Origin of the sequence: Spirosoma sp. KNUC1025, from assembly GCF_045160025.1 — a bacterium.
GTDB lineage: Bacteria > Bacteroidota > Bacteroidia > Cytophagales > Spirosomataceae > Spirosoma.
The window spans coordinates 5,158,453-5,171,557 of sequence record NZ_CP087139.1; the positions used below are offsets into that span (position 1 = coordinate 5,158,453).

Below are 13,105 nucleotides of genomic sequence, written 5' to 3' on the forward strand. Positions count from 1 at the left end.
ACGGGAATAATACGTTCTGAGTATGAATTGGCTCTATTCTTACCGCTTTATAAAGCGAGCTGAAGACCGCTTACCAGACCCTTCGAATTCAATAACGTAGATGGCAACAGGAAGGGAGTTAACATCTAGTATGGTCTTGCTGCTTTTATCCGCCAAGGCAAAGTTCATTAATTTTCTGCCGTCCACAGAGAATACAGATAAGGCGCCATTACCTTGTATGGTCGGGTGCTCAATCGTCAAAAAAGACTGAGTCGGGTTTGGGTAAATGTTGAGTTTAGCTTCTGTACCATTGGCAGGATCTCCTGAGGACACAAATCTCATACTTTCGATGTCAATAATACGATTGAAGCTACTGGTTCCTCCTCCAAAGAAATACAGCCGCATTGTTTTTGGCGAATGCCAGTCGCTGGCTGGATCAAAAACAGTAGTTTTTATGGTCGGGTATTGAGCATAGGTAAAAGAGATTCCTGTCGAATCTGCGGTTATATTGATTGGCTGTGCCTGGTCAATGACAGGCCACATTTCCGTCATAGGGGCACTGGCGATTTGCGCGGCATTACCGAATACACTCAAGGGTCTTTGGCCGGTATAACTAATGTTTGTGTACGTACGGGCAATGATCCTGTTATTTTTATCCAGCACTTCCAGAAAAACACCACCGGTAGATATATTGCCTTCGTTATCTTCATAATTGATACGGCCTATCAAACTCCATGATGTGCTTGTAGGCACTACGCCTAAATCCCGCGTAACAGTATATGATCCAGACGGTTGCCTAAATTTAACCCATAAATCAGGGCTATCTATCCGGTAGCTTTTTCGTCCATTAAAAACCTGCCACCAGTCTCGGCTGGCATCGGCGTAGTCTTCAGCAACCGGATCACGTTTCCAACCGTACAGGTTATTCTGAAGGGCACTGTTATAGGTCAGCCCGTAAAGCAGATCCCCTTTTATAAACTGTTCATCATCGACAGAAGGATACAATGATTGCGAAGGAATCAGAGTTTTGGGCTGATGAGGGCTCGACCAGGAAAATGCCAGAACGCTTCCACCTTTGGCCTCAATACGTATGGCATAGCGTTTACCAGTTTCCAGAGGTAAAGCACTACTAAATTCTGTAGCAGCTTCGTTCGTCCATTTATCAACGTACAACTTATTATCAACCCAAAGCCGGACTCCCTTATCTGCTTTTAGATAAAGGGTATGTTCTTCGGATAAGGATGTTTCCACGAACCCTTTCCACCGAACCGAGTATGTATCTGCGCGTGTAATAGATGTACCACCGGGGATCTCCTTCCCCCAGGAAAAATTCAGTTGAGGGTCGATTCGGGTATTTTTTAATGTGAGATTGTTTAAATCGTCCGCATCAAAATAAAATCCTGTCAGTCCCCCTTTTTCAGCAGAAAAGTCGACACCAATTACCTGCTCCTGAATGGAATTTAAACCGGATATCTTCCAGCGGTGGACTCCACTGTGATAGTTTTCATCATTGTGATAGTAGTAGAGATCTTCCCCCACTTTCACGAGCGTACCCGAAAAGGCATTTCCGGCCATTCCGGCCTGTGGTACTGCTAATCCTAAATTATCTACTTCGATCCTGGTCACCCCGAATGTTGTCAGGAACAGCCCATTATCATAAACAAGGGTATATTTATTTGTTTGGGAGGCTTTCCAAAATTCCCCATGATATCCCCATAAAATAATACGTCCCTCTACTTGTTGAGCGATACCGGTTGTATTAACACCATTGCCTATGTCGTATGCACCATCCGCCGGGAATGGGCCGTTGTAATTGGAATTGGTGTTAACAGCCGTTCGCCATAGCCATTTATTATCGCCAGGCCGCATTCCGCCAAGGTGATACTTTGTGCTGGCTTTACTCCCATCAAAAGCAACCACTATATTACTTGAAGTAATTTCGCCAGAACGCAGCTTTATCTGGTTACCGTAATAAATTGGGTCATCTGAAGTAGTGATAGGGGTTGAAGCAATAATTTGTTCACTATCCCAAATTGGATTGTTGGCAGCATCAAAGCTGACCAATGTACGTTTACTGAATTTTTCAGCCTGCCCGACACTAACCTTGTACGTTTTTCGCATAGAACCATCCGGGTATAATTGCCATAACCCATCAGTGCCAAGGGTAATGCCTGTCAACCGAAGTGTTCCATTTGGAACCAGTTCAACCAGTTCAGTTCTACCCGTAGTGGTACTTCTTACTGTGGCATACGTTCGTTTATTATTTAACGTAGCGACTTGTTTTAGATTATTATTCTGTTCTCTGTAATCTGCAGAAATGGTGGCTCCCCAATTTTTGATCAACTTCCAGGAACCATTAGCGCCATTATCGAGTGTTTTGGAATAATCTATTTCAAACTCCAGAAAATCACTAAACACCCTCGTGGGATTATTCTTATCGACATTACAGGAGTAGGATTTACGCAAAAACATTATTTGTTCTATATAATCCCGATTTGCCAAGAAATGCATCGAACGACTGTTTCCGGTATCACCTACCCAAAATGAGCCATCTTCCTGAAAACAGATGAAGGTGCTCGTAGCAAACTTAGAATTGTCAGTGAATAAAAATTTATCGTTGGCTACAGTGGCGTCTTTCACGTAGCCTCCCTCCTGCCCGTACACCCATTGCAGACTTCCATCGGGCAGATAATTACGCAGTTGCTGTTTATCCGCTCCATCAGCCACCAGGATAGCTCCCGTTAGAGGAGATACGTCAACGGCCAGGGGTTTAGTCAATCCGCTTAAGGTCAGGGCAGGATCACCCAGGGTGCCGTTTTGATTAACAGGATATTTCGATAACGTTGATTTATCCCCTGAAATCATCCACAAATTATCCTCTCCATCAACACACATTTTCATAGGCGCTGTGACTTTAATAGTCTGGACAAGACTTCCCGTAGTTTTATTCAGTACTTGTAGCTGATTTAATCCGCCGTGCGCAACAAATAAATAATCTCCTTTTTTTTGAACTGCAAGTCCTGAAATTTTCGCATTCGTTCCTAAGGTGATATCAATGGCATTGTCATACGTATAGCCGCCCTGGCTGAGCTTGGTTGTTGTTCCACTGCTAAAAACGACTTCCCTGTCGTCGCTTACCTTTGTGGCCACTACAAATTCTTTCCCTGTACTTAGAAAACCATCTGAGCCACCCCAGTAGACGTTTATACCATCGCTCACTACGTGCAATGCGTTTTGCGAAGTTTTTGCATCTGGCAGAATAACCGTTCTACGCTGCACATCGCCCTGGCTAAACTTGATATGACTTGGCGAGCCTTCACTATGTGCTTTACTATAATAACAGGTTTTCCCGACGCAGACCATGGATTTAATATCATCCCAGCCTCTATGTACAGTTTCTCCAGTAAACTCATTGGATGTATTACCAACGACCCCTTCCCAAGTAGACGTAACGTTGTTCGACAGTACCTTAATATCGTATTTACCATCAGCGGAAAGATGCCCATCATCATCCCTGCCATCCCAATTCATGGTATAACTACCCGTCTTATAGCTGACTCCACTCCAGAGGGTCCGGATCATTGTCCCATCTTTAGTGTAAACACCGGCGCTGGTTTTAGAATCAGCCGACAAATTGAAATGAAAAGAAACTCCCGGCCACTGAGCTAAAACAGTATTGCTGAAAAGAAATATAAAGAAGAAAAAAATACCTGTTGATAATTTTTTTGTAGCTCTAAAATGCCGAAGTATAAAATATAATTTCTCACTGTTTATATAGTTCATTATATCACTATTTATATAAACAAAAAAATATTAATTATTAATTTTATGCATAAAAAAAATTCACAATCGCTAACAATCAAAATCATTAATTCGCAGGTATCAATTACGTAAAAATATAGCTGGTTTGCAATTTTTTCCTATTCTCTGGTATACAATTATTACTACCCAAAAACAATTAACATATGTTTCAAATAAAAATAAATACGTTTTATTATTCCGGTAACTGCCCAATATTCTAAAACAATTACATAAAATGCCAATACGCAGGATACGATGAAGCAGCCCTGCGTATTGGCACAGAATGAAAAAAGTCAGTTGGATTCTATTGTTTGATGAATCGGGCCACCTGCCGACCAGCCCAACCCGACACCTCCACCACATACACCCCCGGCACCAGCCCCCGCACGTCCACCGGGGTCTGACCGCCCTCAGCCGACAAGCCCTGCTCATGCACCATCGACCCCGCGCTGTTAATTAGCCGCAACTGACCCGACCCCCTCAACCAGCCGTGCGACACATACAACACGTCCTGACTCGGATTCGGGTACAGTCTCAACAACTGACCAGCCTCCTCGCTCACCCCCTGACGAGCGCTGCCCGACTCAACGGCCCGGAACTGCATGCAGTCGATATCGATGATGCGGTTGCTGTTGGGACTGCCCGTGCTGTAAAAATACAACCGCATGCTCCTGGGCGAGTGCCAGTCACTGCCCCCATCCAGCACCGGGGTGGTCACCGGGCCGTAGCCCGCATACCGGAAGCTGATGCCCGAGGAGCTGGCCACAATGCTCAGGGGCTGAATCTGATCCACCACCCCGTTCATCACCGCCGAGGAGCCCGTGGCCAGTTGGGCCGTGTTGCCAAAGAGGCTGATAGGCCGCTCCCCGGCGTAGCTGATGGTCATGTAGGTGCGGGCAATGACCTTGCCGTTCTTGTCGAGCACCTCCAGATAACAGCCACCACCGGGGTTGTTGCCTTCGTTGCCTTCGTAGCTGATGCGGCCCGTCAGACTCCACGAGCTGGCGTTGCTCACCACGCCCAGGTCCCGGGTAATGGCGTAGCTGCCCGATGCCTGCCGAAACTTCACCCACAGGTCAGCACTCTGTTTGCGGTAGCTCTTGCGCCCGCTGACCACCTGCCACCAGTCTTTGTTGGCATCGGTGTAGTCCTCCACAGCCGGCTCCCGCTTCCAGCCGTAGAGCCCGTCACCCAGCACCTTGTTGAAACTCAGTCCGCTCAGCAGGTCTTTAGCCGTTGTCTCTTCCGGATCGGTGTTGGGAAACAAAGCCGAGGCCGGCACCACCCCCTTGGGCTGGTGGGCACTCGACCAGTTGAACACCAGTCGGCTGCCCCCCTGCGACTCCAGGCGCAGGGCCACGTACTGACCCGCCTTCAGATTCACCACACCGCTGGCCTCCCCCAGACTGCGGTTGGCCCACTGGTCGATCACCAGCGAGTCATCCACCCACAGCCGAACCCCCCTGTCGGTCTGCACGCTGAGCGTGTAGGCCTCCGAGTAGCTGGCCTGCAGGAACCCCTTCCAGCGCACCGAGTAGCTGGCCGCATCGCTCAGCCCGCTGCCCGCTGGCACGGCCGAGCCCCAGCTGAAGTTGAGCTGGGCGTCCACCCGGCTGCTTTTCAGCAGCAGGTTGTTCACGTCACTGCCGTTAAAGTAGTACCCCGTCAACCCGCCTTTAGGAGCCGTAAAACCAATAGGAAGAACCTGCTCCTGGATGGTGTTGAGCCCGGCGATCTTCCAGCGGTGGATGCCCGAGTGGTAGTTCTCATCATTGTGGTAGTAGTACAGATCATCCCCCACCTTCACCAGACTCCCCGAGAAGGCATTCCCCGCCATGCCCGCCGGGGGAACCGGTGAACTCTCGATGCCCGTGTCATAACCCGTTGTGCCAAACTGACCCAGAAACAAGCCATTGTCATACACCAGCTGGTACTTGTTGGTCTGGGAAGCCTTCCAGAACTCCCCGTGATACCCCACAGAATCACCCGACCGTTGACCTGCTGGGCAATGCCCGTCGTGTTCACCCCATTGCCCACATCATACGAGCCATCAGCCGGATAAGCCCCCGTGTAGGCCCAGTGGGTGTTGACAGCCGTGCGCCACAACCACTTGTTGTCCGACAGGCGGATGCCCCCCAGGTGGTACTTGGTGCTGGCCTTGCTGCCATCGAAGGCCACCACCACCCCACTGGCCGTCACCTCCCCGGCCCGCAGCTTGAGCTGGCTGCCGTAGTAGAGAGGATCATCCGAGCTGGTCAGGGGGGTGGTGGCCAGAGTGGTCTCGCTGCCCCAGAGGGGGTTGTTGGCCCCATCGAAGCCCGTCAGGGGTTTGCGGGTGAACTTCTGAGCCTGACCCACGGCCACCCGGTAGGTGCGTCGCAGCGAGCCATCGGGGTAGAGCTGGGTGGTGGCTCCTTCAGCTTTGGGGGAGACCACCACCCCGGTGAGTCGGAGCAAGCCATTGTTGACCAGTTCGACCAGTTCGACGGCGGAGGTGGTGGCGTTGTTGAGGGTAGCGTAGGTGCGGCCGTTGCTCAGGGTGGCCACTCCTTTGAGAATGCTAAACTGGTTGAGGTAGTTGCTCGGCACGTTGATGCTCCAGTTTTTGACCAGTTTCCAGGAGCTGTTATTGGCCCCCAGGGGTTTGCTGTAGTCGACGGCAAACTCCAGAAAACCGGCGAACACCCGGCTGGGATTGGTGCCATCCACCGAGGAGCTGTAACAGGTGGGGACATACATCACACAGTCCAGCAGGCTGCGGCTGGCCGAGAAGTGCAGGGCCCGGAAGTTGCCCGAGTCACCCACCCAGAACGACCCGTCGGCCTGGTAGGTGAGGTAGGCGTTGCGGCCGCTGTCCTCCACCTGAAAATAAAACTTGTCATTGGTGACCGTCGCATCGGTGGCATAGCCGCCTTTCTTGCCATAGGTCCAGCTGGGGGCCGCCGTGGTGGTGCTGAAGGCTTTGAGCTGCTGGCTGTCGGCGGCATCGGCCACCAGCAGGGTGGTCCCATCGGGGGAGACGGCCAGGGCTTGTGGGCTGCTGAGCCCAGTGATGCTGAGGGTGGTAGCCAGCAGCGAGCCATCGGCTTTGGCGGTATATTTCTGGACTTTGTTGCTGCCCAGAACCACCCACAGGTTATCATCTTTATCAACGCATAGTTTACCTGGCGAATTGGTTAGTGAGATTGTTTTGACGTATTCACCGGTGGTTTTGTTGAAGGCCAGGATAGCATTAACGTACTTATACGCAATAAATAAGTAGTTGCCGCTCTTCTGAACGGCCAGTCCGCTGACGGCCACATCCTCCACAGCCGCAATGGCACTTTTGTACTTGTAGCCTCGGGTCACCTGGTAGGGTGCCCCTTTAGGGAAGACATACTCGGCATCATCCGAGACATTGGTGGCAAACACAAACCAGGAGTCAGCCACGGCCGCAAAGGCATCATAGCCTGCCCAGTAGACGCGTTGGCCATCACTGGCCGAAAACAGCGTGGCCTGCCCCGTACCTGAGCTGGGTAAGAGGCTGGTTTTGGCCTGGGGGGTAGCCGTATTAACCTTGGTCTGGGAGGGGCTACCTTCACTGTAACCTTTGGCGTAGTAGAGCGTGTTGCCACTGGCCGTCATGGTGCGGATGGTTTCCCAGCCCCGGTGGACAGAGGTGCCAGTGAATTGAGTAGACGAGTTACCGATAACCCCCTCCCAGGCAGTGGTGACATTATTGGTCAGCAGGCGGATGTCGTAGTTGCCATCGGCGTAGAGGTGTCCGTCGTCATCTTTGCCATCCCATCTCATGGCGTAGGTGCCGGCTTTGTAGCTAACCCCGCTCCACAGGGTGCGAATCAGTACGCCATCTTTGGTGTAGACCCCGGCACTGGTTTTAGCGTCGGCTGATAAGGTGAAGGTGAATGGCACACCAGACTCTGCAGCATAAGGAGCGCTGGCCCGTAAACTAGTCGGATATACTATTACTAAACAGACTAGTAGTGAAGCAAATAATAGTAAACTAAAACCGTATGAAAACGAGGTTAAGCTATCAAATTTGGGAGCAAGACGGCCTAAGATCGTATCAATTACCGTCCCAATGGGCTGACTAGAAAACTGAACTGAATGAAGAACAAATCTGTGCTTTTTCAGTGGCGTGTTGTGTGACATGAATATTAAAGGTTAAAGTACAAGTGAATTCATTAAAAATTTACGTAGTCAAATTTGTATACACTGCTAGAATATTATATTAATAGTTAGTCATTTAACTGACGTTTTCTGACGTCATAGAGCATAGTAAAACCGTTTCGTGTCTACTAGGCACGGTTCAGGGTTAGTATTTCTTAAACTTGTTAGATTGACTAAGACATAGTGATGCTAAAAGAAATAGCCATTTGGCTTAACTAATTATTCAATTAGCAGGTGATTAACGAGGAAGATTTATGTATAGCAATAACTATTTATTTTACTATTATCTATACTTGCTGTATCAGCAGAATAGACCTAGACTGAGAAAATTACACATAACGGTATAGTATAAACGTTATAAATTTTTGAAAAACTAATTGATAACATAGCAATAAGATAGTACGCCTATATAGGCTATTACCCTGACTTATTTTAAGATAAGCAGAACGTTGTAATAGACTCTTGGTATACATTGGGTACAGCGATCGCTGCAAGCGGCTGGCAGCCACCTCGGAGTGAGTAGTTAAGCTTGCTGTTGGGCTAAGACTTGCATCAGCTTATGAACTCTAATTGTATGGTCTGAACCACCACACAGATATAAGCTAAAGAAGGTTTCGAGGAAGATAATAGCAGTGTTAATTGCAACTGTATTGATAATAACATATGCTATGTTAACAATACGATACAAAAATAAACATAAATATATGTGATGCAAATAAAATTTTGAAAAATTTTTGTTTTATATACATAAATAGATTATATAATCTACTAACAAAGTAATATTATTTTCTTTTAAACAAATTAAGCTTATCGAATTCTCCAGAAATTGGCAGAATCGATAAGCTTAATTAATAAGTTATAAGTTAGTTTAGCTCATATACTGAGTGTTTAAAAGTAGGTTTATTGTTTGATGAATCGGGCCACCTGCCGACCAGCCCAACCCGACACCTCCACCACATACACCCCCGGCACCAGCCCCCGCACGTCCACCGGGGTCTGACCGCCCTCAGCCGACAAGCCCTGCTCATGCACCATCGACCCCGCGCTGTTAATTAGCCGCAACTGACCCGACCCCCTCAACCAGCCGTGCGACACATACAACACGTCCTGACTCGGATTCGGGTACAGTCTCAACAACTGACCAGCCTCCTCGCTCACCCCCTGACGAGCGCTGCCCGACTCAACGGCCCGGAACTGCATGCAGTCGATATCGATGATGCGGTTGCTGTTGGGACTGCCCGTGCTGTAAAAATACAACCGCATGCTCCTGGGCGAGTGCCAGTCACTGCCCCCATCCAGCACCGGGGTGGTCACCGGGCCGTAGCCCGCATACCGGAAGCTGATGCCCAAGGAGCTGGCCACAATGCTCAGGGGCTGAATCTGATCCACCACCCCGTTCATCACCGCCGAGGAGCCCGTGGCCAGTTGGGCCGTGTTGCCAAAGAGGCTGATGGGCTTATCTCCCGCGTAGCTGATGCTCATGTAGGTGCGGGCGATGACCTTGCCGTTCTTGTCGAGCACCTCCAGATAACAGCCGCCACCCGAATGGTTGCCTTCGTTACCCTCGTAGCTGATGCGGCCCGTCAGACTCCACGAGCTGGCGTTGCTCACCACGCCCAGGTCCCGGGTGATGGCGTAGCTGCCCGACACCTGCCGAAACTTCACCCACAGGTCAGCACTCTGTTTGCGGTAGCTCTTGCGCCCGCTGACCACCTGCCACCAGTCTTTGTTGGCATCGGTGTAGTCCTCCACAGCCGGCTCCCGCTTCCAGCCGTAGAGCCCGTCACCCAGCACCTTGTTGAAACTTAGCCCGCTCAGCAGGTCCCGGCTCAGGGCCTCCTCCGAATCGGTGTTGGGAAACAAAGCCGAGGCCGGCACCACCCCCTTGGGCTGGTGGGCACTCGACCAGTTGAACACCAGTCGGCTGCCCCCCTGCGACTCCAGGCGCAGGGCCACGTACTGACCCGCCTTCAGATTCACCACACCGCTGGCCTCCCCCAGACTGCGGTTGGCCCACTGGTCGATCACCAGCGAGTCATCCACCCACAGCCGAACCCCCCTGTCGGTCTGCACGCTGAGCGTGTAGGCCTCCGAGTAGCTGGCCTGCAGGAACCCCTTCCAGCGCACCGAGTAGCTGGCCGCATCGCTCAGCCCGCTGCCCGCTGGCACGGCCGAGCCCCAGCTGAAGTTGAGCTGGGCGTCCACCCGGCTGCTTTTCAGCAGCAGGTTGTTCACGTCACTGCCGTTAAAGTAGTACCCCGTCAACCCACCCTGTGGCTGACTCGCCAGGCTGGCCTGGGCATTGCCCAGCAGCCCGCTGACCCCAATAACCTGTTCCTGGATGGTGTTGAGCCCGGCGATCTTCCAGCGGTGGATGCCACTATGGTAGTTCTCATCATTGTGGTAGTAGTACAGATCGTCCCCCACCTTCACCAGACTCCCCGAGAAAGCGTTCCCCGCCATGCCCGCCGGGGGGACCTCCTGACCCCCCGCATCGGTCTCGCTGCGGGTGGTGCCAAACTGACCCAGAAACAACCCATTGTCATACACCAGCTGGTACTTGTTGGTCTGGGAAGCCTTCCAGAACTCCCCGTGATACCCCCACAGAATCACCCGACCGTTGACCTGCTGGGCAATACCCGTCGTGTTCACCCCGTTGCCCACATCATACGAGCCATCGGCCGGGTAAGCCCCCGTGTAGGCCCAGTGGGTGTTGACAGCCGTGCGCCACAACCACTTGTTGTCCGACAGGCGGATGCCCCCAGGTGGTACTTGGTGCTGGCCTTGCTGCCATCGAAGGCCACCACCACGTTGCTGGCCGTCACCTCCCCGGCCCGCAGCTTGATCTGGTTGCCGTAGTAGAGGGGATCATCCGAGGTGGTCAGGGGGGTGGTGGCCAGAGTGGTCTCACTGCCCCAGAGGGGGTTGTTGGCCCCGTCGAAGCCCGTCAGGGGTTTGCGGGTGAACTTCTGGGCCTGGCCCACGGCGGTGCGGTAGGTGCGTCGCAGCGAGCCATCGGGGTAGAGCTGGGTGGTGGCTCCTTCAGCTTTGGGGGAGACGACCACCCCCGTGAGTCGGAGCAGGCCATTGTTGACCAGTTCGACCAGTTCGATGGCGGAGGTGGTGGCGTTGTTGAGGGTGGCGTAGGTGCGGCCGTTGCTCAGGGTGGCCACTCCTTTGAGAATGCTAAACTGGTTGAGGTAGTTTGCCGGCACGGTGGCTCCCCAGTTGCGCACCAGTTTCCAGGAGCCGTTGGTGCCCCCCAGGGGTTTGCTGTAGTCGACCTCAAATTCCAGAAATTTAGAGAAAACCCGGCTTGGATTATTTGGATCGACAACCGTACTGTAGCTTACAGGAACGTACATCACACAGTCCATGTAAGCTAAAGAGGACGAGTAATGCATCGCTCTGGAGTTACCCGTATCGCCCACCCAGAACGACCCATCAGCTTGAAAACAAATGAATGTGCTGGTATATATGCCGACCTCATCGGTAAAATAAAACTTATCGTTGGCAACAGTAGCATTGGTTGTGTATCCCCCTGCCTGCCCATATGTCCATATGGACGCGCCAGTAGTTGAATTAAAAGCTTTCAATTGTTGGCTCTGACCACCATCCGCTACGATTACCATTCCATTAACGGGTGACACAGCTACAGCCAGTGCATTGGTTAACCCAGCTATGGTTAATGTGCTGGCAGATAAAGACCCATCGGCTTTAACTGTATAGCGTTGAACTTTATTTTTACCTGAAATAACCCATAAGTTATCATCTTTATCTACGCAAATATTCCCTGGCGACAGTATTGATATTCGCCGTATGGCTTCACCCGTCGTTTTGTTGAACACACGGATTATGGACTTGTCTTGTTGAGCAACAAACAAATAATTACCTGTTTTCTGTACAGCGAGTCCACTAACTGATGCATTCGGCGTTTGAATTGCACTTTTATAGGTATATCCTTTTGTGACTTTTAATGAAACGCCTTTTGCAAACATATATTCACTATCCGTCGCCACCGTGGTTGCAAATATAAACCAGCTTCCATCGTAGTCGTCAGCAAAGGCATCGTATCCAGACCAGTACACATTTTTACCATCGGTGGTTGAAAATAATGAACATTGGCTTGTGCCTACTGATGGCAAGATCCCTATTTTAGACTGCTGAGCTGTTACCAGAAATTTGCCTTGCGATGAAGAACCCTCGCCAGCGCCCTTTCCATAATAGACGAAATTACCATTCGCTGTCATGGTACGTATGGGTTCCCAGCCACGATGAACCGTAGGCCCGACAAACAGATTTGAGGTGTTACCCACGACACCCTCCCAGCTAGCAGTGACATTGTTGGAGAGCACCTTGATATCATAGGGCCCACCCGTGGCCAGATGGCCATCGTCATCTTTACCATCCCAGTTCATGGCGTAGCTGCCGGCTTTGTAGCTGACCCCGCTCCATAGGGTGCGAATCAGCACACCATCTTTAGTGTAGACCCCGGCACTGGTTTTGGCGTCAACCGACAGGTTAAAACTAAACGGCACTCCCGGTCCAGTGCCGGTTGGAGCAGCAGCCAGCCCCCCTCTAAGGAAAAGTAAAGTAATTATCAGCAATGTTATTACGCTGGAAATACCCGTTGTTTCGAGATTAGAATTAAGTCTTGGCAAAACGTCTCTAAAACGTTGATTAAATAAACCAGCTGTGGGTTCTGGAGATAGAACACCTCGCTTCTTGAGCAATAAGTTTGGTGACATGAGATTCATCATTTAAAACGTACAAGTAAACCATTAAAAAAATTCGGTATATTAATTAGCATTCAAATAATTCATATTAGAGTCTTTATTAAAGTTATCTTGGCTAATTCAGACACAGTTAGAGCAAGCAGATGCCATCAAGCAGCTGATAGTATGTTGCCAGAGCTTACGAATAAGCGGAATAGCTTCTAGCCAGACATTAGGTCGAAATGAATCGATTAAGGAAGTTATAGAGAACGAAAAATTGCTGCAGTCACTCAGCCCTTGGTTAATGATACACGCCTGAAAGGAGCAGCTAGAATTGGTGTTGTGACAAGGATATCCAATTCATGGATTTAGACTACTACCCTGAACAGTTGCAATCATACCAGGCGGGTGAGCGATCTATCTGGGGTATTCCAGCCTAA

5 protein-coding genes are annotated in these 13,105 nt (G+C 50.5%); all 5 read right to left on the reverse strand.

Annotation, left to right across the window (positions count from 1 at the left end; translation table 11 throughout):
- Positions 1-39: 39 nt before the first annotated feature.
- The 5 genes from LN737_RS22605 to LN737_RS22625 all read right to left on the reverse strand — a co-directional run bounded on the left by LN737_RS22605 (position 40) and on the right by LN737_RS22625 (position 12,557).
- Positions 40-3,762 (reverse strand): PA14 domain-containing protein, encoded by a 3,723-nt coding sequence (locus LN737_RS22605; RefSeq protein ID WP_405512167.1) that lies wholly within the window; start codon positions 3,760-3,762, stop codon positions 40-42.
- A 322-nt stretch (positions 3,763-4,084) separates the two neighbouring features.
- Entirely contained in the window at positions 4,085-5,617 is a 1,533-nt protein-coding gene (locus tag LN737_RS22610) for a PA14 domain-containing protein (RefSeq protein WP_405512169.1), read from the reverse strand.
- A complete protein-coding gene (locus tag LN737_RS22615; protein WP_405512171.1) occupies positions 5,584-7,932 on the reverse strand; it encodes a FlgD immunoglobulin-like domain containing protein in 2,349 nt (782 codons plus the stop codon). Before LN737_RS22615 ends, LN737_RS22610 begins: the two co-directional genes overlap by 34 nt.
- 918 nt (positions 7,933-8,850) lie before the next feature.
- Positions 8,851-10,602, reverse strand: coding sequence for a PA14 domain-containing protein (locus tag LN737_RS22620; protein ID WP_405512173.1), 1,752 nt, complete (start codon positions 10,600-10,602; stop codon positions 8,851-8,853).
- Positions 10,599-12,557: a FlgD immunoglobulin-like domain containing protein gene (locus LN737_RS22625; RefSeq protein WP_405512175.1), complete on the reverse strand. Its 1,959-nt coding sequence runs from the start codon at positions 12,555-12,557 to the stop codon at positions 10,599-10,601. The genes LN737_RS22620 and LN737_RS22625 overlap by 4 nt, the downstream gene beginning before the upstream one ends.
- Positions 12,558-13,105: the final 548 nt, after the last annotated feature.

Bases quoted from the DNA above. Each gene is read 5' to 3' on its own strand.
- LN737_RS22605 (WP_405512167.1), bottom strand. From the start codon at position 3,762: ATGAACTATATAAACAGTGAGAAATTATATTTTATACTTCGGCATTTT.
- LN737_RS22610 (WP_405512169.1), bottom strand. From the start codon at position 5,617: ATGGCGGGGAATGCCTTCTCGGGGAGTCTGGTGAAGGTGGGGGATGAT.
- LN737_RS22615 (WP_405512171.1), bottom strand. From the start codon at position 7,932: ATGTCACACAACACGCCACTGAAAAAGCACAGATTTGTTCTTCATTCA.